Origin of the sequence: Flavobacterium weaverense (genome assembly GCF_003688495.1) — a bacterium.
Taxonomy (GTDB): Bacteria; Bacteroidota; Bacteroidia; order Flavobacteriales; family Flavobacteriaceae; genus Flavobacterium; species Flavobacterium weaverense.
In genome coordinates, this window is record NZ_REFH01000007.1 from 600526 (window position 1) to 621686 (window position 21161).

19 protein-coding genes are annotated in these 21161 nt (G+C 32.3%); 11 read left to right on the forward strand and 8 right to left on the reverse strand.

From position 1 onward, the window contains the following. Positions 1-109: 109 nt before the first annotated feature. From BC961_RS02675 to BC961_RS02720, 10 genes are all read left to right on the forward strand, one after another. Entirely contained in the window at positions 110-880 is a 771-nt protein-coding gene (locus BC961_RS02675) for a 3'-5' exonuclease (protein ID WP_121924302.1), read from the forward strand. Between the two features lie 31 nt (positions 881-911). Further along, on the forward strand, positions 912-1523 hold the full coding sequence (locus BC961_RS02680; protein ID WP_121924303.1) for a fumarylacetoacetate hydrolase family protein: 612 nt from the start codon (positions 912-914) through the stop codon (positions 1521-1523). Then, positions 1523-1867: an Hpt domain-containing protein gene (locus BC961_RS02685; protein ID WP_121924304.1), complete on the forward strand. Its 345-nt coding sequence runs from the start codon at positions 1523-1525 to the stop codon at positions 1865-1867. Before BC961_RS02680 ends, BC961_RS02685 begins: the two co-directional genes overlap by 1 nt. Positions 1868-2071: 204 nt before the next feature. Continuing rightward, positions 2072-3325, forward strand: a complete 1254-nt coding sequence (locus BC961_RS02690) for a CinA family nicotinamide mononucleotide deamidase-related protein (protein ID WP_121924305.1) — start codon at positions 2072-2074, stop codon at positions 3323-3325. Positions 3326-3397: 72 nt separating this feature from the next. Next, the gene (rpmB, locus tag BC961_RS02695) at positions 3398-3634 is read left to right on the forward strand and encodes a 50S ribosomal protein L28 (protein ID WP_121924306.1); all 237 of its coding nucleotides are present in this window, start codon (positions 3398-3400) and stop codon (positions 3632-3634) included. Between the two features lie 27 nt (positions 3635-3661). Continuing rightward, positions 3662-3844: a 50S ribosomal protein L33 gene (gene rpmG, locus BC961_RS02700; RefSeq protein ID WP_016988713.1), complete on the forward strand. Its 183-nt coding sequence runs from the start codon at positions 3662-3664 to the stop codon at positions 3842-3844. 77 nt (positions 3845-3921) lie between these two features. Beyond that, positions 3922-4074 carry a DUF4295 domain-containing protein gene (locus tag BC961_RS02705; RefSeq protein ID WP_121924307.1) on the forward strand — a complete coding sequence of 51 codons (153 nt, stop codon included), beginning with the start codon at positions 3922-3924 and terminating at the stop codon, positions 4072-4074. A 121-nt stretch (positions 4075-4195) separates the two neighbouring features. Then, positions 4196-5176 carry a signal recognition particle-docking protein FtsY gene (gene ftsY, locus BC961_RS02710; protein ID WP_121924308.1) on the forward strand — a complete coding sequence of 327 codons (981 nt, stop codon included), beginning with the start codon at positions 4196-4198 and terminating at the stop codon, positions 5174-5176. A 421-nt stretch (positions 5177-5597) separates the two neighbouring features. Further along, positions 5598-6038: a lipocalin family protein gene (locus BC961_RS02715; RefSeq protein WP_121924309.1), complete on the forward strand. Its 441-nt coding sequence runs from the start codon at positions 5598-5600 to the stop codon at positions 6036-6038. After that, a complete protein-coding gene (locus BC961_RS02720; RefSeq protein ID WP_072987101.1) occupies positions 6019-6315 on the forward strand; it encodes a DUF721 domain-containing protein in 297 nt (98 codons plus the stop codon). The genes BC961_RS02715 and BC961_RS02720 overlap by 20 nt, the downstream gene beginning before the upstream one ends. A gap of 141 nt (positions 6316-6456) precedes the next feature. On the opposite strand, the gene BC961_RS02725 is transcribed toward BC961_RS02720, so the two are convergent. The 8 genes from BC961_RS02725 to BC961_RS02760 all read right to left on the reverse strand — a co-directional run bounded on the left by BC961_RS02725 (position 6457) and on the right by BC961_RS02760 (position 18230). Further along, positions 6457-6876 carry a nucleoside-diphosphate kinase gene (locus tag BC961_RS02725; RefSeq protein WP_121924310.1) on the reverse strand — a complete coding sequence of 140 codons (420 nt, stop codon included), beginning with the start codon at positions 6874-6876 and terminating at the stop codon, positions 6457-6459. 86 nt (positions 6877-6962) lie between these two features. Next, entirely contained in the window at positions 6963-8552 is a 1590-nt protein-coding gene (bshC, locus tag BC961_RS02730) for a bacillithiol biosynthesis cysteine-adding enzyme BshC (protein WP_121924311.1), read from the reverse strand. Between the two features lie 228 nt (positions 8553-8780). After that, the gene (locus BC961_RS02735; protein WP_121924312.1) at positions 8781-10112 is read right to left on the reverse strand and encodes a DUF4302 domain-containing protein; all 1332 of its coding nucleotides are present in this window, start codon (positions 10110-10112) and stop codon (positions 8781-8783) included. Positions 10113-10186: 74 nt separating this feature from the next. After that, entirely contained in the window at positions 10187-11047 is an 861-nt protein-coding gene (locus tag BC961_RS02740; RefSeq protein WP_121924313.1) for a substrate import-associated zinc metallohydrolase lipoprotein, read from the reverse strand. Between the two features lie 12 nt (positions 11048-11059). Beyond that, on the reverse strand, positions 11060-12541 hold the full coding sequence (locus BC961_RS02745; protein WP_121924314.1) for a RagB/SusD family nutrient uptake outer membrane protein: 1482 nt from the start codon (positions 12539-12541) through the stop codon (positions 11060-11062). An 11-nt stretch (positions 12542-12552) separates the two neighbouring features. Beyond that, positions 12553-16266, reverse strand: a complete 3714-nt coding sequence (locus tag BC961_RS02750; protein WP_121924315.1) for a SusC/RagA family TonB-linked outer membrane protein — start codon at positions 16264-16266, stop codon at positions 12553-12555. Between the two features lie 148 nt (positions 16267-16414). Then, the gene (locus BC961_RS02755; RefSeq protein WP_121924316.1) at positions 16415-17530 is read right to left on the reverse strand and encodes a FecR family protein; all 1116 of its coding nucleotides are present in this window, start codon (positions 17528-17530) and stop codon (positions 16415-16417) included. A gap of 91 nt (positions 17531-17621) precedes the next feature. Beyond that, complete coding sequence (locus BC961_RS02760) at positions 17622-18230, reverse strand: RNA polymerase sigma factor (RefSeq protein ID WP_121924317.1); 609 nt, start codon at positions 18228-18230, stop codon at positions 17622-17624. A 660-nt stretch (positions 18231-18890) separates the two neighbouring features. Here BC961_RS02760 and BC961_RS02765 point away from each other — a divergent pair. Next, positions 18891-21083, forward strand: coding sequence for a B12-binding domain-containing radical SAM protein (locus BC961_RS02765; RefSeq protein WP_121924318.1), 2193 nt, complete (start codon positions 18891-18893; stop codon positions 21081-21083). The last annotated feature ends 78 nt before the right edge of the window (positions 21084-21161 follow it).

Sequence of the window (21161 nt, forward strand, 5' to 3'; positions counted from 1 at the left end):
TAGAATGAGTCGGGTTTTTATTTTTCTACAAACTTTCAAACTTAAAAGGTTAAACTTTTAATGAAATTAAACCCAAATTTCTATATTTGTAATTATACAAAAATTAAAAATGGAACTTAAACTGAGTAAACCAATTTGCTTTTTTGATCTTGAAACGACCGGAATTGACATTGGGAAAGATAGAATTGTAGAAATATCAATATTTAAAGTTTTTCCAAACGGAAATAAAGAAAGTAAGACGTGGTTAGTGAATCCTACGATTCCAATTCCTGCGCAGACAACAGCTGTTCACGGTATCACTGATGAAAAAGTAGCAAATGAACCTACTTTTAACGAATTAGCCGCCCAAGTGCATAATATGATTAAAGACAGTGATTTAGCTGGTTTTAATTCGGATCGATTTGATATTCCTTTGTTAGCAGAAGAATTATTGCGCGCTGGAGTTGATTTTGATATGAAAGGAAAAGTTTCAGTGGATGTTCAAACTGTTTTTCATAAAATGGAAGAGCGCACGTTGAGTGCTGCGCTTAAATTTTACTGTGGGAAATCACTTGAAAATGCGCATTCTGCAGAAGCCGATACAATGGCGACTTATGAAATTTTAAAAGCACAACTTGATCGTTATCCAGAATTAGAAAATGATATGAAATCATTGTCTGAATTTACCACTAGAAAGAAAATTGCTGATTTTGCAGGAATGATAGCTTTTGATAAAGACAACGAGGAAATTTTTACTTTTGGAAAACACAAAGGCGTAAAAGTAGACAAGATATTGGAAACGGAACCAGGCTATTTTAGCTGGATTCAAAATGCTGATTTTCCATTGTACACAAAAAAAGTTTTAACGGCGATCAAGCTTAGAAAACTAAACACTAAATAAAAACTGCGGAATATCTTAATATAAAAACAGGATGAAAATAATCTGTATTGGTAGAAATTACACAAACCATATTGAAGAATTAAAGAACGAAAGGCCTACGGAACCAGTTGTTTTTATGAAGCCAGATTCGGCTATTTTATTAAAGCAACATCCTTTTGTAATTCCAGAATTTTCGGAGGATGTGCATCACGAAATCGAAATTATCGTAAAGATTAGTAAGGTTGGTAAGTACATAGAGCCAAAATTCGCTCACAAATATTATGATGAAATTAGCGTAGGAATCGATTTTACAGCACGTGATTTACAAGATAAATTAAAAGCAAAAGGATTGCCTTGGGAAAAAGCTAAAGCATTTGATGGCTCTGCAGTTATAGGCGAGTTTTTACCTAAAAGTCAGTTTAGTTCGTTAGAAAATATTACTTTTGAGTTAAAGAAAAATAATGAAACCGCTCAAATGGGTGATTCAAGTTTAATGTTATGGAAAATTGACGAACTGATATCATACGTCTCTCAATTTTTTACATTAAAAATTGGTGACGTGATTTTTACAGGAACTCCAGAAGGAGTTGCGTCAGTAAAATCAGAGGATGTTTTAGAAGGATTTTTAGAAGGACAACAACTATTTAGAATACAAGTGAAATAATGGCTATAAATTATAACTTATCAAAAGTGTACGCACTTTCGGACAATGATCCAGAATTTGTAAATGAAATTCTAACTTTGTTTGTAACAGAAGTTCCAGAAGATTTATTACAAATCAAAGAAGGAATAAAAAAGAAAGATCACAAACACGCCTATGCGTATGCACACAAGATAAAACCAACGCTTGATTTGATGGGTTTAAACGTCGCATTTGAAGAAATTCTACAAATCGAAGCTTGGACTAAGTCAGAAGGAAAAAAGAAGGATATCAAAGAAACTTTTAAAAGTGTTAAAACACAAGTAAAAGAAGCCATCAAAGAAATTAAAAAAGATTTCGATTTATAGGGATTGGGCGTGACCATTTTTTAACTCTCGAGCGATCGAGACATTGCAATCGGTCGTTCTATTCATTGCAATCCACACCCAAAAGCTTGGGGTTTTCTCCCGAAGTTTCGGGATCATCGCTCACGCAAAAAGAGAAATGTGCTATGAAGTGCATTTCTCTTTTTGATTAAATTAGTTTCGAAAAAAAACTAAGAATTAAAAAAAATGAAAGCAACTATAGTTACCATTGGAGACGAAATTTTAATAGGCCAAATTGTTGATACCAATTCTGGTTTTATAGCAAAGTCGCTGGATAAAATAGGCGTTGAAATAAATGAAATGATATCTATTAGCGATGACAAAAACCATATTTTAGATACTTTTGCAAGGCTTCAAAATGAAGTTGATTTAGTTATTATTACAGGTGGTTTAGGGCCAACAAAAGATGATGTAACTAAAAAAACATTTTGTGATTACTTCGAAGATGAACTAATCGTAAATCAGAAAGTATTAGTACACGTCACTGAAATAATTGAAGGATTTTACAAGCGTAAAATCACTCAAATGAACAAAGATCAGGCGCTCGTTCCATCAAAATGTACAGTACTTCACAATAAAGTGGGAACTGCGCCAGGAATGTGGATGAAAAAAGAAAACACAGTATTTATTTCGCTTCCCGGTGTGCCTTTCGAAATGAAATATTTGGTTGAAAATGAAATTGTTCCAAAGGTAGTTCAGGAGTATAAAAGACCGTACATTATTCATAGAACAATTTTAACATATGGTCAAGGAGAAAGCATGGTTGCTGAGCGAATCGAGGATTGGGAAAACAATCTCCCAGATTATATAAAGTTAGCATATCTACCTGCTTTAGGGCGAGTTCGTTTGCGTCTATCAGCGCGCGGAACAGATAAAGAGCTGCTTGATGCGACTCTTGAAGAAAAAATTAAATCGCTTGACGCTATTATTCATGATATCATCGTTGGATTTGATGAGGATGATACGATTGAAGTAGTTGTTGGTAAAATTTTAGCAAAGCAAAATAAATCCTTAGCAACTGCAGAAAGTTGTACAGGAGGAAAAATAGCGGAGGTTTTAACGGCTGTTTCAGGATCTTCTCGATATTTTAAAGGTGGAGTAGTTTCGTACGCGACAGAGGCTAAAATTAATGTTTTAGGTATTTCTAAAGATTTAATTGACGAATTTTCTGTGGTAAGTAGTGAAGTTGTTTCTGCAATGGCTTTGAGTATTAAGAAGATGATGAATAGCGATTATGCGATTGCGACAACTGGAAATGCAGGACCGTTAAAAGGCGATTCTGATGCAGAACTTGGGACAGTTTTCATCGCACTGGCGACGCCAACGGATATTATTGTCGAAGAATTTAATTTTGGCCAACCACGTGAAAAAGTGATAGATAGGGCTGTAATCAAAAGTTTAGAGCTGTTGAAAAAAGAAATTTTAAAAAATGTGCAATAATATTGTTGGTTAATAGGTTTATTTTTCTTTTCTTTGCACCCTGATTTTGAATAACGATAAAAGATAAGTATAATGTCAAGAGTTTGTGACCTTACAGGTAAAAGAGCTATGGTGGGAAATAATGTTTCTCACGCAATGAACAAAACTAAAAGAAAGTTTTCTGTAAACTTACTTAAAAAACGTTTTTATCTTCCAGAAGAAGATAGATGGATTACTCTTAGAGTAGCAGCATCTACGATAAAAACAATTAATAAAAATGGAATTTCTGCAGTTTTGAAAAAAGCGCAGTCAGAAGGATTTATTAAATAATCACTTCCACAGAAAAAAAAGAGCAAGATGGCAAAGAAAGGTAATAGAATCCAGGTAATTTTAGAATGTACTGAGCACAAGACTTCGGGTGTTGCAGGTACTTCAAGATACATCACTACTAAGAACAAAAAAAACACACCAGATAGATTGGAGATTAAGAAATTTAATCCAGTATTGAAGCGTGTAACAGTTCACAAAGAAATTAAATAATAATTAGAAATTTGAACGAAGTCTAAAAGTGGTAGCATTTTTAGAGTTTATAAAAATTTTAAATACACATTTGAATCATGGCAAAGAAAACCGTAGCATCGTTACAAACAGCTTCAAAGAGATTATCAAAAGCCATTAAAATGGTGAAATCTCCTAAAACAGGTGCATATACATTCGTAGAATCTATTATGTCTCCAGAATCAGTTGATGAATTCTTGAAAAAGAAATAATATTCAATTAGCACTATATAGAAAAGCTACTTTCATTCGGAAGTAGCTTTTTTATTTTCTATATTTACACTTAGAAAACGTATTTATTCTTTGGAATCAAATACTTAATACTATTTACACAATGAGTTTTTTTAAAAGAATATTTTCTTCAGAAAAAAAGGAGCAGAGCTTTACCGATGAAGCGAAGCAAACTTTAGACAAAGGTTTAGAAAAATCTAAAACAACTTTCTTTTCAAAGTTGTCAAAGGCTATTGCTGGTAAATCTAAAGTTGATGATGATGTTTTAGATAATCTAGAGGAAATCCTTGTCGCTTCGGATGTGGGTGTAAATACAACCTTAAAAATTATTACTCGAATTGAAAGTCGGGTAGCTGAAGATAAATATTTAGGGATAGATGAACTTAATCAAATCCTTAGAGAAGAAATAGCGAGCTTATTATCTGAAACAAACTCTGGTGAAGCAACTGAATTTTTAATTCCTACACAAACTAAACCTTACGTTTTAATGGTTGTGGGTGTAAATGGAGTTGGTAAAACTACTACAATAGGAAAATTAGCTTATCAATTTAAAAAATCAGGTTATAATGTAGTTCTCGGCGCAGCAGATACTTTTAGAGCAGCAGCTATTGATCAATTGCAGATCTGGGCGGATAGAGTAGGAGTTCCAATAGTAAGACAGAATATGGGAAGTGACCCAGCTTCTGTGGCTTTTGATACGTTGCAATCTGCCGTAGCTCAAGATGCTGATATTGTTATAATTGATACTGCAGGACGTTTACATAACAAAGTTAATTTAATGAATGAATTAACGAAGGTAAAGCGTGTAATGCAAAAAGTAGTTGGTGATGCACCTCACGATGTATTATTAGTTTTAGATGGCTCAACGGGCCAAAACGCATTCGAACAAGCGAAACAATTTACAGCAGCTACTGAAGTGACTTGTTTGGCAGTTACAAAATTGGATGGAACTGCAAAAGGTGGTGTCGTTATCGGTATCTCTGATCAATTTCAAATCCCAGTAAGGTACATAGGTGTAGGTGAGGGGATTGAAGACTTGCAGGTTTTTAATAAGTATGAGTTTGTAGATTCATTCTTTAAATAGGTTTATTTATGAATTTTGATTCTTTTAAAAATATACCCACGATGTACCTTTATTTTGGGAGTGTAATTTGTTTTGTGTTAGCAAGTTCAAATAAGGATACGAATGTTAATCTGTATTATTTATTGATGGTTATTGGAGTATTACTTTTTGTTTTTGGTTTATTTAAAAGATCTCGGAAACAATAATAAGTATAAATATATAAAGAAAGAAAAACACATTTGAACAAATTTCAAATGTGTTTTTTTGTTTACAGTTATTAAGTTTAACTTTGTCGTTAGTGTGAGAATATAACTTTACTTTCTTGCCATCAGACTTTCTCTTATTTGAATCTTAATCCCATGTAGTAATGAAAGAGTATACAATTTAAGACAAATAATTAGAATTTTAAAAACAGAACTTACTATTAAAAAACATTAATTTTATGAAAAAGACATTTGCAATTTTATTTATTTCGGTGTTATTTATTTGCTGTAAGCAAAAGATAAACCCTACCGATATCGCTAAAATAAATGGTTATTGGGAAATTGAAAAAGTTACATTTGATAAAGGAGACGATAAAGATTATAAGATCAATGAAAGTTATGATTTCTTTGAAATTAAGGATAATAAAGGGATTCGTAAAAAAGTGATGCCTCAATTAGACGGTACTTTTTTAGTAAATGATACTTTTGAAAATGTTGTAGTACGTTTTGCTGATGATAAAGTTTTTTTAGATTATCAAACGGATTACGCAAAATGGACTGAGGAAGTAATTACTTTATCTGCAGAGGAATTAGTGTTGGTAAATAAAGAAAAAACAGAATATCATTATAAAAAAGCAACTTCAATAAATTTACTAGGGGATGGCAAAACGACTAAATAATCAAAGTACGATAGGAGATGTTTTAAAACAAATTATCCAAGTGAATAAGTTGCAGCCAGGAATGGATCAAATTGATGTTAAAGATGCTTGGAGAAATTTAATGGGTAACGGAGTTAATAGTTATACTAATAATGTTGTTTTAAAAGGAAGCACTTTGTATGTGGAATTAACTTCGTCAGTTTTAAGAGAGGAACTGAGTCATGGAAAATCTAAGATTGTAGCCATGATAAATGAGGAGTTAAGAAGAGATGTTGTGAAAGATGTAGTGTTGAGATAGAGATTTTTGATTTTAGAACGCAGATTTTTGATTTCAGATTTTGGTAGATATAAAAAATTCCCGTTTCTTTTGGAAACGGGAATTTTTTATATAATGATTTTCAAATCTCAATTCAAAAATTGTTAATCAACAATCTAAAATTTAGAATTGCTCTCTTCCAGCAAAATGGAATGCACCTTCAATAGCTGCATTTTCATCGCTATCAGAACCGTGAACTGCATTTTCTCCAATAGAAGTTGCATAAGCTTTACGGATAGTTCCTTCAGCAGCATCAGCAGGGTTTGTAGCACCAATCAAAGTTCTAAAGTCTTCAACTGCGTTATCTTTTTCTAAAATAGCAGCAACGATTGGTCCTCTTGACATAAATTCAACTAACTCTCCGTAGAAAGGTCTTGCAGCGTGAACTTCGTAAAAAGCTTGTGCATCAGCAATAGTTAATTGAGTTAATTTCAAAGAAACGATTTTGAAACCTGCATTAGTAATCATTGCAAGTATGTTTCCGATGTGTCCGTTTGCAACAGCATCAGGCTTAATCATTGTAAAAGTTCTATTAGTAGCCATTTTAATTTTGTTTTTTATATTTTGTGCAAAAGTAAACTTTTTTGTTTAATATTTTACAAGTTTTTATTGAAGTGAATCAATTATATTTAAAATGTAATTACTTCAAATTGATTTTCTAACGGTTTCAATTGTTTGATAATCATTGGAATTAAACTTTCTCCATTTTCTAAATAGAATTCGGAAAAATTTGCTTGACGTTCTTGTAAGCTTTGATTAGGAAATAGATCATTCTGCAAATTGGTTATTCTATCTAAAATATCGCTAAGTTTTTTCTTCTGGGCTCGTAGTAAACGCTTTTCTAGATTCTCTAATCCTTTAATCTGTTTTGCTTCCTGAGCTTTAACAGCGCCCATGAATGACTCGTCAGTTTTAGTAGCTACTGTATATAGATCTTTAAATTGATCTTTCAATTGGATTTTTAAATTGTCTAAATCGATCGAAAACTCAGTGAGTTGTTTTGTTTTTTTATTAATTAAATCCCCTTGTTTAGAAAATAAGTCATGCCAAGACAATTCAAGTTTATCTGCCTTTCTAACTTGCTTCTCTGTTGCAAGTAGTACAGAGTTTCTAACTAATAGCATTGGGAAAGTTACTTTAGCTGCATCGAAAAATGATTTTAATTCCAGCCAATAAGCAATTTCCCCACCTCCACCAATGTAACATAAATTAGGTAAAAGTACTTCTTGATAAAGTGGTCTCATGATAACATTTGGACTAAATTTTTCAGGATGGCTATCTAATAATTCTAAAATTTCATTTTCTGTAAATTCATTTTTAGTATTATTTATTTTATATTTTCCCTCTTCAAATAGAATACGTTCACGCATTTTATCTTCGATAAAAAACAAGTTGATTTCTCTTGGATTAACCTGAACAAAATATTCTTTTAGCTTTTCAGCGGTTTCCAATACTAATTTATGGGAAGATTGTTTTAGTAGTTCGTGCTTTGCATACGGAATAAAAGATCGTTTTAAATCAGCATTATCGGCATCGATAATTACTAGGCCATAGCTTCCAAATAATGAATTGGCTAAATGTCTAGTTGCGTCTGCTAAATTATTATGATTTAAATATGCATCTTTAAACATTTTTTTGATTTCTTGTGCATTTGTACTAGAACCTAATTCTAGTTGGTACACCTCAAAAAATTCATCAAGTCCTGCAGTTGATAAGCGGCCAACGGGTCCAGTACTTTCTTTATTCCATCTAAATTTTTTTCCTTTGAAGTTAAAGTAATTAATTTCTTCAAAATCGTGATCTTCAGTTGCCATCCAATAAATAGGCACGAACTTGTTAGAAGGATATTTTGATTTTAACTGATTTATTAAATTTATCGTCGAAATAATCTTGTATAAAAAATAGAGTGGACCACTAAATAAATTTAGTTGATGTCCTGTCGTAACAGTATAAGTATTTTTACTCCTTAAGTTTTCAATATTTTGTTTTGTTAACGCTGATAGTTCAATCTTTTTATATTGCTCTTCTAATACTGATACTAATGTTTTACGAGAATCGTTATTAAAGTTATCCTGCTTTTCAAGTATTTGCGCTTCGAAGTTTTCCAGGGTTGGAAATCGATTATATAAGGTGTGTAAATTATTTTTTTGATCTAAGTAATCATTCATCAAGGAAGAGAAATATCCTGAATTTTGATAGGTGATACAGTCCGTTGGCATAGTAAATATTATTTGATGCTAAAATAACAAATCTTAAGTTATTATTTTTAGTTTAAGAAACCTTTGTGAAATGTGTAATTCGTTTATTAGCTATAAACTTAGCGCTGATTTATAGTTTTTCCCTTGTAGAAATTTAAGCTTGTTCTTTTAGATTAGTAATTATTAAACATAAAAAAGGTTGCCTTTTAACGGGCAACCTTCTCCAACTAAGTAAAACAAATTTAATAGTTATAGTGCGTAAGTAGTCATTCTGAAATTACTTGATGCACTTGTGAATGTGTAGATTGTATTACTATATCTAATTGTGAATTTCTCTTTCTTTAGATAAAGTCCTGCAGGATCTAGGATTTGCTTGTCAATATCGGCAAGGAATGCTGGCGGTGTTGCCATGGACCATCCATCATCTGTTAATTTGATTGTTTTATTAACTGGATCTTCTTTAGCAATTAAATAGTGATTGATCGCTCCTTTTCCTCCAGTAAATGAATACTGAATGAAAGTACCATTAACAGGATCATTGAAAATTAATGAAATCCTATTAAAGTCTTGAGTTGGTAAAAGTGTTGCTTTTGCAGCAGCTACTAAATTATTAAAAAGTAGCGAGTTAGTTTGTGCTCCTTTTAGATCTCCATTAATATAAGCATAAGTTAATCTTGGACCATTCACTACACCTTTAAAATCATCAGTAAGAACTAGAGGCTTAGTTGAATATTTTATCGATGCAGATACTCCTGCAGTTCCTGTTGCATTAAAGTTACCTGTTGCTGCGTCATAAGTAAATGCAGAAAGTGATTGGCTTCCCACTTTTACAGCAGGGCTTACAATAATACCAGTAGGAGTATAAGCAATACCAATATTGTTTGTTACACTTGAACCAGTTTCTATTGAGTTTGATGTTGCAAAACGTGATGCGCTAGTAAAATTAAAGTCAAACTGACTAACTTTAGTTCCATCATTTATCTCTAAAAGTCTAAATAAAGGACGAGTTGTCGCTCCCGCAACATTAGGAACCATTAATCTACTTTGAGCTAAATCTGTCCAATCTGTAGCTTTTGCTTTTACAAAACGAACTTCTTGAAAGCTACGGCTAGTTCTAAAAATGATTTCGCCATTTTCTTGTCCGTAGTAAAGAAATTGGAAATCACCTAAATATCCTTTACCTCGTAAAGAAGCAATCGGAAAGCTATTAGAGTCTGATAGTAAATGGATTCTATTTTTTGTTGTAAACACTAAACTTACAGTACTTCCTAAAATAATATCATATTCACTTGATTGAATAGAAGTATCGTTGTTAAAATCAGAAGCCATATCAACTTTCCCATCTTTAAATTTAAAAAGATGCGTGAATCCTCCAAGTTGTGTGTTGTCAGTAAAATAAACTGCTTTCCAACCTAATTCTGACGACATTAATAAGTCGTTCAATTCTTTCTCCTTAGCGTTTAATCGCTCAGTAGGAGTGCCACTAAATGGCGAATCTATAGCTTCTTTGTTATCACAAGAAACCAATTGGATCGCTAAAAGTGCGACCAAAAGATAATTAATAATTTGTTTTATTTTCATGTGTTTTTAATTTATGTTATGATAAATGAGATTTTTTTAAGGAGCTTTAAAAACAAAGCTCCTGTTGGAAACTATTAATTGTTAATAACATCATTAGTATTATTTTCAGCTGCATCTCTTAGTTTGTATAAGTCGATGTTAAAAGCATCCTTGTAATATTTAACTACAATTGCCTCCTTACTTTTTATACTTGCAAGTGCAACTGGACTTACAACTGTTCCTAATATAGAAGCATATTCTGCTTTAGAGTTCACAAGTATAGTTGCTGCCGTTTCTGCAAAATCTTCATTAATGTTAGATTTAGCGTAAGCCGTTAAAAAACCTTCTTCAAGCGCAACGGCATCTGTTGTGTTATACCATGCAGATGAGTAACCCGTTGGAGTAATTGTAGCCATTGATTTTTCGTCAAACGGTTTTGTTTGATTTAAAATGTGGATGTACTCGTGCTGAATAGTCCTCAAAAAACGCTTAATATTAGAACGATTTCTTTTATCTACATTGTCAGTTTCAAAGAAAGTTATTCTTTTTCCACCTTCAGCTAAACCCAATGTGATCGTTCCTGTTGTGTTTAGATTTACACCTCCTACCAGTACAAATTCTCTAGGAGCTATGTTCTTTACAAAATTTGGTCCAGCAACGTCAGCGTAACTTTTTAACCAAATCTTCTGTACAATTTCTAAAACTGGTTGTACTTTAGATTGTATCGGTGGATACAAAAATCTATTGTTATCTACCGCATTTGGATTCCATTTATACTGTACATTTATATTGTACGGAAGTAAATAATTTGTATCTATCCAATTGTCTAATTCTGTTTTAGGTTTAACAGTTAAATCTAATTGACTTTCTTTTAATGGCTCGTCTCCTGTGCAAGAACCTAAAAGTACTACTGCTGATAGCAGTGCTAATTTTTTGTATTTATTTAATATTTTCATATTTATATTTTATTAACGTGGATTTTTTTCAACTCCTGTATTAGTTACATATAAAGGTATTTGGATTGCTCTACGCAAATCATCCTTCACTAATACATTATTTGGTTTGTTATAAATCTTGTGAGTAACTTTTAAATTAAAACGTTTGATATCAAACCATCTAAGTCCTTCATGTATAAACTCAATTCTTCTTAATTCCGCAACCGCTTTAATGTACGATGCTTGAACTGGTGTTAAGCTGTAGAATGGAGTAAACTCATCTGCAACAACAGGATATTTAGCAACTACTCTTGCTTCTGTAACCTTGTCTGCTGTTGGAGAAAAACCTGTAGTACGCGTAGATAGGAAATATTCCATTTCAGCATTAGCAGTGCTTAACTCATTTTTCATAATATGAGCTTCGATTTTGTTTAAAAACAGTTCCTCATTACTAAGTAAAACGTTTGTTACATAAGGAAGACCAATACCTGCATTCGCATTAGTATATTTAAAATATTCAACAAATTTTGGTAAAAATATTGTTATTGATCCATTACTAGAAAAACTAGAATACAACCAAGCTTTGTTAAATAAATTAGTCGCTGTTCCAAATACTGTGTTTCTTTCTGCACCTGTTAATCCAAAACGATTACTTCTAATTGTTCTGTTGTATAATGAAGAAGTTGAAACTACTAATAAATTTGAGTTTTCAGAAGCTTGAGAATAAATATTAAAACGTGTTGTTGTATCAAGTAAGTTATAACCAATAATGCTTCTTAGTTTACCGTCAGGTTGGCTGCTTAAGTTATCAGAATTCGCTAAAACCTTATCCCAATCTCCTTTAACAAGATAGAAACGGCTTGCAAATGCTTTAGCAGCTGCTTTGTTAAAGTGAAACTTTGGTTGGTCGTAATCATCACCTACAAACTGTAATCCAAGCTCGATATCTTTTTCAAGATTATCAAAAACTTCTTCAACAGTATTACGCGTATATTTTTTTAATAATACAGTTTCAGGCTGTAATATATAAGGAATTCCCAAATCTGTTTTTGCAGTTGCAGGGTTGTACCTTTGAGAAAAGATGCTTACAAGCATAAAGTGTGAGTATGCTCTAGCCATTAAAGCTTCACCTCTTTGTGCGTTTAAGTTTGCTGGATTACCTAATTTATCAATAGCCTCAATCGCTTGATTAGCGTGCGCAATTGCACTATAGCAAGCGTCCCAGTAAAATGATGGTGTGTCTCTTTGTACATCATCAAGCTCTTCCCAGTTATAATTTTGGCTATTTTTTATAGTAGTACCAGTTAAGTTCTCACTATCAAAAGCATTGTCTGACATAGTTTCAGCAAAATCCATGTAGCTAGCCTGAGGATATGCATTTACTAATATTTCAGATATCTTTTGTGGAGTATCAAGTTGGGTTCTATTATCAGGTACTTCAGATAGGAAGTCATCACAACTAGTGGTGATCCCTATAAGAACAAGTAACGATAGGGTTAATCTTAATTTTTTCATATTTTTTTTAATTAAAATGATACGTTTAATGAAAATGTGTATTGACTAGTTATTGGTTGTGATACTCCACCTGTTCTGTAAAATTCTGGATCTTGACCATTCAATTTTTTATCAGAATAAATCAATAGAGGATTTGCAGAAGATGCTTTCATTGACATCGTTGTAAGACTTAATCTTTTCTTTAAATCTTTTGGAAATTCGTAGCTTAATGATACATTTTTCAATCTTACAAATGCTCCGTCAGCAACTCTTTCATCAGAGTAGTTGTATGCATTGTAAGCTCTTGTCAAATCTTTACCTTGAGCTGCGTAATTTGCAATTAATCTTTGATCAGCAATTACTGGAATGTTTGTAACCAACTCGTCACCTGCATTTACCCATCTGTTTGTAAACTCTTTAGTGAATACTGTTAAGTCATCATAAGAATCAGAATAGATAGGGTTCAAACGAACTTTATTTCCACCTGCAGCTACAATAAATACGTTTAATGACCAGTTGTCATAAGTAAATGTATTAGACAAACCTGCTGATTTATTAGGCTCGATAGATCCTTCGTATTTCAAGTATTTAGTGATGTTTTCAATGTCTTGGAAGTTAGCTCCAGCCACATTATCTGCTTGTCCATCTGCTTGAATAAAAGTTGGTAAACCTTGTGTGTTCAAACCTGTAAATTGGTAAGAATATAAAGCATTTCTAGGATGTCCTACAGTATTTCCTCCAGTACCATCAATCAATCCTAAAACTCTTGGATTATTTTGAAGCTTAGTAATCTTTTGGTCGTAAACTGAGAAGTTGAAACTAGTAGACCATTTCAATCTAGTATCATTAAGGTTTCTTGTGTTTATAGAAAACTCAATACCTTTAGTCTCCATATCCGCATTATTTCCTTGCTTTAATTTCTGTCCACCAATTCCAGAAGTAGTTACAAAATCAACTAAATCAAAAGCTTTACGGCTATAAACGTCTGTTGTAAATTGTAATCTGTTGTTGAATAAACCTAAATCTAAACCAATGTTTGTTTCAAATTGTTTTTCCCAAGTTAAATCTCCATTTTGAAGCTCATCTATGTTTAGACCAGTTTCTCTATCACCTAGGTTAAGACGATCTGTGATGAAACTTTTGTAAATTGCTAATGAGTTTGTAGCTGGTCCAGCTGTTGCCGTAAGACCATAAGAACCTCTTAAAGCTAAAGTATTAACTGTTTTAGCATCTTTCATAAAATCTTCTTCCATGATATTCCATTTTCCACTAAAAGTGTAAGTAGGCAACCATCTTGAAGAGTTACTGTTTCCTTGTCTATTAGATCCATCATAACGTCCAGTAACTGATCCAGTATAACGACGATCGTAAGTGTAACCTACTTTACCAAAGAAACCAACTGTTCTTTCTCTTTCTTCATTGAAAGCATAGTAAGATTCTCCACCATTGATTAATTTCTCTAAAATTCTAGGATCTGTAAAGGCTGTTAAACCTCTGTCATATTGCAATCCATAAGCCGTAAAGTTAGAACTGCTTCTATCAACAGAACGTAATTCTTGACCAAATAAAGCTTCTAATTCATGAACTTCATTAAATACATTTCTGTAATTAAAACTGTTTCTGATATTGTAAGAAGTTAAGTCATTTGTAAATGATCTTAATATTCCACCATTTGGCAATACAGAAACCTTAGGCGCAGTTAAATTATTAGGATCTTGGTATAAAAATATATTTTGATCTCTTACAATTGTAGTCTCTTGAGCATTGTATGCACCTACAATGTTTGAATTTTCAAGAATATTGTGCTCTCTTGTAGTATTTGCGTAACGCGCATTAGCAGTGAAGTTGTAAGTTAACTTTGGATTAATTTTGTAAGCTAAATCCGCTTGAAAACGAATATCCTTTACTTTAATTTCCATGTAGTTGTTTTTCAATTCTTGTACAATGTTTAATGGAGCCCAGTTATTTCTGTAGTACTCAAAATCTCCATTGTCATCATATGCACGCAATGTTCTATTTGTATTTAAGACATAGTTGAATGGATTGATGTCAAAATCTCTTGTAGTACTTCCACTTACACCATCTCTTAGACTGTCATAACTTCCTGGAGCTGACTGGTCTCTTACAGATGCTTGTGTAGATAATGTTAAACTTAATTTATCATTAACGAAAAAAGTATTTTTAAGGTTTGTTGTTAATTGGTTCACACCATCAGCAACAGTCCATCCTGGATCGGTATAGTATCCAAGTGAAGCAAAAAACGCATTGTTTTTTCCACCACCAGAAAAACTTAACGAGTGATTTTGAGTTATAGAAGGTCTAAATAGAACTTTGAACCAATCAGTGTTTGCTAACTCATATTTTCTCAAAAATGTATTTCTACTTGGCTCGTCATTTTTTACACCGTAAGTTCCGCTTGTTTCATCGTATTTGTTGATAGCGTTAGCTAAGATATTGAAAACTCCACCGTAACGTCCTTGTGAAGTTGATGGTAAATCTAGAAAACCTTTAGATTCCATTTCTTTCAATATACTCATCGTCTCTTGAGAATTCAAGATGTCATACTGATTGTAACTAGGTACAGTTCTAGCGGTTTGGTCTAATGAATAACTAACAGTTAAAGGAGATTCTCTTCTACCTTGTTTTGTAGTTACAACTACAACACCATTTAAAGATCTTGATCCGTAAATAGAAGTTGCAGATGCATCTTTAAGTACTTCAATACTTAAGATATCACTTGCGTTTAAACCGGCAACAGAAGAACTTAATAAAGTCTCTGAGTTTCCAGAAGCTAAATCAGCAAAAGAAAGATTAACAATATCTTCTTGAACGATTCCGTCAATTACCCATAATGGTTTTGTATCTCCAAAGATAGAAGAAGATCCACGAACAGTAATTTTTGGAGCAGTACCAAAAGTTCCCGTAACGTTTTGAACGGTAACACCCGCTGCTTTTCCTTCAATCATTCTACTAATATCAACAACACCTTCAACAAAAAGTTCTTTTCCAGAAATTTTACTAATCGCTCCTGTAAAAGTTCTCTTAGATGTTTTTTCGTATCCTGTTGTAATAACTACTTCCTTTAAGCTTTGTTCTTTATCAATTAAAACAATAGTCATAGCCGTTGTTTTGATTGATACTTCTTGAGATTCCATTCCAATGTACGAAACAACGATCCTCGTACTATTTTCTGGCATGTCAATTGAAAAGTTTCCATCAGCGTCAGTTATTACGCTTTTATTTGTTCCTTTTGCTAAGATAGTCGCTCCTGGAAGTGGCATACCTGACTCATCAATTACTCTACCTCTAACAATAGGAGCAACAGTTAATTTTTCAATTAAAGTCGGAATAGCTTCAAAACCTTTCAATTCAGAAGTTTGCGCTGTATTATTTTGTAATATAATTTGGTTGCTTAATTCGCTGTACCCAATGTTTAACGGTTTTAAAATTTCGCTAAGAACAGTAGATAAAGATTCACTTGTAGCATTTATTGTCACCCTTTCATTAAGTTGACTAATTCTTGAATTGTATGAGAATTTTACATTGGCTGTTTTTTCAAGTTTTGACAAGGCATTCTCTAAAGTCATGTTAGCAATGCTAACCGTAACTTTAGTGTCTAGTTTTCTCTGTCCATTCACACTGTTTGCCATCGTGATGGTGGAAAACACAAATGCAAGAACAAATTGAATTAATGTTATTTTCATGATTCGATAGAGTAATCGTTGTTTGACAACAGTTTTTTTCATAATTTTGGTTTGTTTTATTAGTACTATTTAACGGGTATTTTGAACATGCAAATTGACCTTTACAGAGGAAAATTTGATTCTTTTTAGGCGTCGGGAATGTTACAGCATTTTCGACGCTTTTTGTATTTATTTCACATAGGCTTTTAGGTTAGTCGCATCCTTCAGATGTTATAATTATTTGGTTTCCATTCATTTCATAAGTCGTGTTGTTTCCAAGACTTTTACAGATGATTTTTAATTTCTCTGGCAAAGGTTGGTCATTTAAAGAAGTTGTTAAATAGCAGTTCTTTAATTTGTCTTTGGGGAAATCAATCTCTACTAGATAAGCATTTTCGATTAGTTCTAATATTTTAGAAACTGGCGTATCCGCAAAACTGAAATTTATGTCCTCAATATTATTTTTAGTTTTTGACAATGTATTATCTGCAGCTGCGTCACTAATTTTATTAAACGTTAAATCTTTACGTGTAAATCGAACTGCTTGATTTGGCAGTAACACATATTCTTTTGTATTAGAATCTTCCACAGACTCGTTTGATTTTATATTAACCTGGCCCGTATGAACAAGAACTTCAATATTCGGTTGGTTTTCGTAAGCTCTTATTCTAAAACTTGTGCCCACTACTTTTGTTACGATTTCATTAGCGTAAACATAAAAAGGCTTTTTACGGTTTTTACTAATTTCAAAAAATCCTTCACCACTTAAATAGACCTTACGTTCATTTCCTAAAAATGCTTTAGGATAGCTTAATTTACTATCTGGGAGAAGCAATACTGAACTACCATCTGACAATGTTATAATTTGTGGCTTGTTCGAATTATTGGTTTGCTCCACTAGTCCTTCTTCATTTTCTTGAATTAACTCATGGTAAACAAGTGTGCTGTCATTCGAAAATAGGGAAGTATTAAAGTAACTAAAAATTAATGCTCCAAATAAGACTGCTGCGGCAGCGCTTGTAATCCAATTGTATTGCCAGATTTTTTGTTTCTGTTTTCTAAATAGAGGTCTTGCTCGTTCTGCTTCATTTATTTTATCCCATGTTTTGTCTAAGGCGCTTTCAATCGATTTTTCGTCCAAAATCGGCCTTTCCACTTTCATCGCTAAAATCCAAAGTCTAGCTTCTTCGACTAACTTAGCACGTTTTGGATCTTCTAAAGTCCATTCTTCCCACTGCTGCTGATCAACTTGGTATTTCGCCCAAAGTCGGAATGACTCATCGGACAAAAAGTCTTCTATTTCAGTAAAATCGTTACGCTTATGCATCAATACAGTATGGATTAAAAAGACAGAGAGGACAGTTTTACAATTATATACTCACCTAATTATGAATATTTTTATAATAAGTGAAAAAATACTATAGTATGGATGTAAATAGTGACAATAATAGCACAATTATACCTTTCCATTCTTTTCTTAAATTTAAAATTGCACGATAAAGTAGGTTATTTGCAGATTGATAATTGACTTCAAGCGTTTCTGCAATTTCCTCCACTGCTAAACCTTCATGATATCTAAGATATAGTGCTTCCTTTTGTCTTGCTGGTAAATCATTTAAAAGTTTATTCAAATTAGAAACTGCAAAAGAGGTAGTTTCATCTGCAATAAGCTGATGTTCTATTGAGAAATCAAATAAAAATTCAATAGCATCTACAGTTGTACTTTTACGAAAAATTCGATCACGTTCTTGATGTCGCGCAATTCTCTTTCTAACACTTGCTAATAAGTATGCTTTCACAATGACATTATTATTCAATGTTTCTCTATAAATCCAAATATCTGTGAAAACATCTTGAACACAATCCTGTACTTTAGCTGTAAAAGGAGAAAATGAATTTCCATACTGAACTAAATCAGAATAGTATTTTTCGAAAAGTTGCGAAAATGCTTTCTCATCACCCAATTTTAGATTACTCCAAAGGGCTAAGTCATTATTATGAGTGCTTTTTTTAATTTTAATTTTCAAAATAGGGTATGGATGGTGGTATTATTAAATTCGTGTTAATTTTTTGTAATTTTACGGTTAAAAAATTGAATAACAAAAAATAAATCAAAAAATATAGTGAATACTAAGCCTAATGGTGGTAATCTGTATTAATTATTAATTAATCCTATTTAAATTTTGTGTTCTTACAGGCCTTACAAGTTTTTTGTAGAGATCATTAACATGTAATGCAACTATAATTGATTTTATAAAAAATCTCTTTTTTAATCTAACTTAGATTACAAAGCGATATTTTTAAAGAGTTAAAAATTCATTTTCTATTCTAAAAATATTCATCGATTATTTATTTCCGAAAAAGTATTTTTTATTAGTTTCATCATTTTTCAAAAGACTATCCCATTCATCGTTTTATTTTTTTTTCAAAATAAGTCGTAATATATTTATTACTAAAGAATTGTAGCATACTATCTAGTTTCCTTGCACTTATGAAAAAAAATACAAATCGAAAAAAAAATTAACTTAATGTATGTTGAAGCACTGCTGCAATTCTTTGATTATTTTAAATAATTATTGCTAATTAAATTTCTACAATGTAAAGAAGACAATTTTAAAGATTTCTAAAAGATCTTTTGATTGAAACTGTATAAATAACCCTTATTTTTGCACAAAACAATCGGACTTTTGAAAACCAAACTTTTAATTATTACGCCACCTTTTACACAGTTGAATACTCCGTATCCTGCTACTGCTTACATAAAAGGTTTTTTAAATACTATAAATGTAGATTCAGTACAAGCGGATTTTGGTATTGAAGTAATTTTAAAATTGTTTTCAAAACAAGGATTGCGTGATTTATTTTCGAATGCTAAAATGGACAGTGATGTGTCTGATAATTCACAAAGGATTTTTGCATTACAATCAGAATACATTAAAACGATCGATGCTGTCATCGCATTTTTACAAGGAAAAAATCCAACATTAGCATTGCAAATTTGTCAGGATGATTTCCTGCCGGAAGCATCAAGATTTGCACAGTTAGAAGAATTAGATTGGGCTTTTGGTACTATGGGAACTCAAGATAAAGCAAAACACTTAGCGACTTTATTCTTAGAAGATATCTCAGATTTTATAGTTGAATGTATTGATGAAAATTTTGGTTTTAGTCGTTATGCGGAGCGTTTGGGTCGAAGCGCTAATTCTTTTGATGAATTATATAAAACCTTACAGCAAGAAACAACATATATAGATGCTATTCTAATTTCGATTTTGAAAGAAAGAATAGAAAGCGTACAACCAACATTGTTTTTAATATCTGTTCCATTTCCTGGTAATCTATACGCTGCATTTCGATCAGCACAATGGATTAAGCAAAATCATCCTCATATTAAAATTTCTATGGGCGGTGGATTTCCCAATACGGAATTGCGTTCATTAGCTGATGCTCGTGTTTTTGAGTTTTTTGACTTTATAACTTTGGATGATGGCGAAGTTCCAATTGAAGAATTGATTACAGCATTAACTACCGAAGGACTAGAAAAAAAATATAAGCGCACTTTTCTCCTCGAAGGTGGAAAGGTAGTTTACAAAAATAATTCTACGAGGCAAGATTATAAGCAATCACAAGTAGGAACTCCAGATTATTCTGATTTACTTTTAGATAAATATATTTCTGTCATTGAAATTGTCAATCCGATGCATAGAATGTGGAGCGATGGACGGTGGAATAAATTGACCATGGCTCACGGCTGTTACTGGGGAAAATGCACGTTTTGCGATATTTCTTTGGATTACATAAAAATTTACGAGCCCGTCGCCGCTAATTTATTGTGCGATCGAATGGAAGAATTGATGGAGAAAACTGGGCAAAATGGTTTTCACTATGTCGATGAAGCTGCACCACCTGCACTAATGCGAGCATTAGCACTCGAAATCCTAAAAAGAAATTTAGCCGTGACTTGGTGGACTAATATTCGTTTTGAGAAAAGTTTTAGTAAAGATTTATGTTTGCTGCTAAAAGCATCAGGTTGTATTGCTGTTTCTGGCGGTCTCGAAGTAGCTTCAGATCGATTACTAAAACTCATTGATAAAGGAGTAACGGTAGAGCAAGTTGCAAAAGTTACTAGAAATTTTACTGAAGCAGGAGTAATGGTTCACGCCTATTTAATGTATGGCTATCCTACGCAAACCATCCAAGAATCAGTTGATAGTTTAGAAATGGTTAGGCAATTGTTTGAAGTTGGTGTTTTACAATCTGGTTTTTGGCATCAATTTGCTATGACAGCGCATAGTCCTGTTGGAATGTATCCCGAGAAATTTGGTGTAAAAAAAGAAACAGAAGCAATCGGAACATTTGCTAATAATGACATTAATTATGTCGATTCTACAGGAATTGATCATGAGAAATTTAGTTTTGGACTGAAAAAATCTTTATTTAATTTCATGCACGGCATTTGTTTTGACTATGAACTGCAAGATTGGTTTGATTTTAAAATTCCGAAAACAAGAATTCCTCACGATTTTATTTTCGACGCTTTGCAAGAAGAAAATGATTTTAATATAAAATCTAGTGCAAAAATAGTTTGGTTGGGCGGAAATCCGTCAACAGCTTTTTTTACAAAAACAAAAAAAGGAAGTTCATGGGAAATGGCAACGTTAACTTTGCATGATAAAAAAGAAAGTTTTAGTATCCATACTAATAAAGCGGAAGGAGAATGGCTAATCGAAATTCTGAAAAAACTAGCGGTGTCTAACGCAAAAACGTATACATTTCAGGAAGTTAAAGCTGATTTTGAAAGTGTTTTAGAGGATTTTGAATTATTCTGGTATTCTAAACCAATAAAGACTTTAAGAGACTATGGTTTATTAGTTTTATAACTTTTTTACATAAAACTATACCATTTTAGCATAAAACTAGTTATTTAAAATTACGAAAACGATTTCTTTCCTTATTTT

Bases quoted from the DNA above. Each gene is read 5' to 3' on its own strand.
- ftsY (WP_121924308.1), top strand. From the start codon at position 4,196: ATGAGTTTTTTTAAAAGAATATTTTCTTCAGAAAAAAAGGAGCAGAGC.
- BC961_RS02720 (WP_072987101.1), top strand. From the start codon at position 6,019: ATGGCAAAACGACTAAATAATCAAAGTACGATAGGAGATGTTTTAAAA.
- bshC (WP_121924311.1), bottom strand. From the start codon at position 8,552: ATGCCAACGGACTGTATCACCTATCAAAATTCAGGATATTTCTCTTCC.
- rpmB (WP_121924306.1), top strand. From the start codon at position 3,398: ATGTCAAGAGTTTGTGACCTTACAGGTAAAAGAGCTATGGTGGGAAAT.
- BC961_RS02690 (WP_121924305.1), top strand. From the start codon at position 2,072: ATGAAAGCAACTATAGTTACCATTGGAGACGAAATTTTAATAGGCCAA.
- BC961_RS02750 (WP_121924315.1), bottom strand. From the start codon at position 16,266: ATGAAAAAAACTGTTGTCAAACAACGATTACTCTATCGAATCATGAAA.
- BC961_RS02705 (WP_121924307.1), top strand. From the start codon at position 3,922: ATGGCAAAGAAAACCGTAGCATCGTTACAAACAGCTTCAAAGAGATTA.
- BC961_RS02675 (WP_121924302.1), top strand. From the start codon at position 110: ATGGAACTTAAACTGAGTAAACCAATTTGCTTTTTTGATCTTGAAACG.
- BC961_RS02715 (WP_121924309.1), top strand. From the start codon at position 5,598: ATGAAAAAGACATTTGCAATTTTATTTATTTCGGTGTTATTTATTTGC.
- rpmG (WP_016988713.1), top strand. From the start codon at position 3,662: ATGGCAAAGAAAGGTAATAGAATCCAGGTAATTTTAGAATGTACTGAG.
- BC961_RS02745 (WP_121924314.1), bottom strand. From the start codon at position 12,541: ATGAAAAAATTAAGATTAACCCTATCGTTACTTGTTCTTATAGGGATC.
- BC961_RS02740 (WP_121924313.1), bottom strand. From the start codon at position 11,047: ATGAAAATATTAAATAAATACAAAAAATTAGCACTGCTATCAGCAGTA.
- BC961_RS02685 (WP_121924304.1), top strand. From the start codon at position 1,523: ATGGCTATAAATTATAACTTATCAAAAGTGTACGCACTTTCGGACAAT.
- BC961_RS02735 (WP_121924312.1), bottom strand. From the start codon at position 10,112: ATGAAAATAAAACAAATTATTAATTATCTTTTGGTCGCACTTTTAGCG.
- BC961_RS02680 (WP_121924303.1), top strand. From the start codon at position 912: ATGAAAATAATCTGTATTGGTAGAAATTACACAAACCATATTGAAGAA.
- BC961_RS02755 (WP_121924316.1), bottom strand. From the start codon at position 17,530: ATGCATAAGCGTAACGATTTTACTGAAATAGAAGACTTTTTGTCCGAT.
- BC961_RS02725 (WP_121924310.1), bottom strand. From the start codon at position 6,876: ATGGCTACTAATAGAACTTTTACAATGATTAAGCCTGATGCTGTTGCA.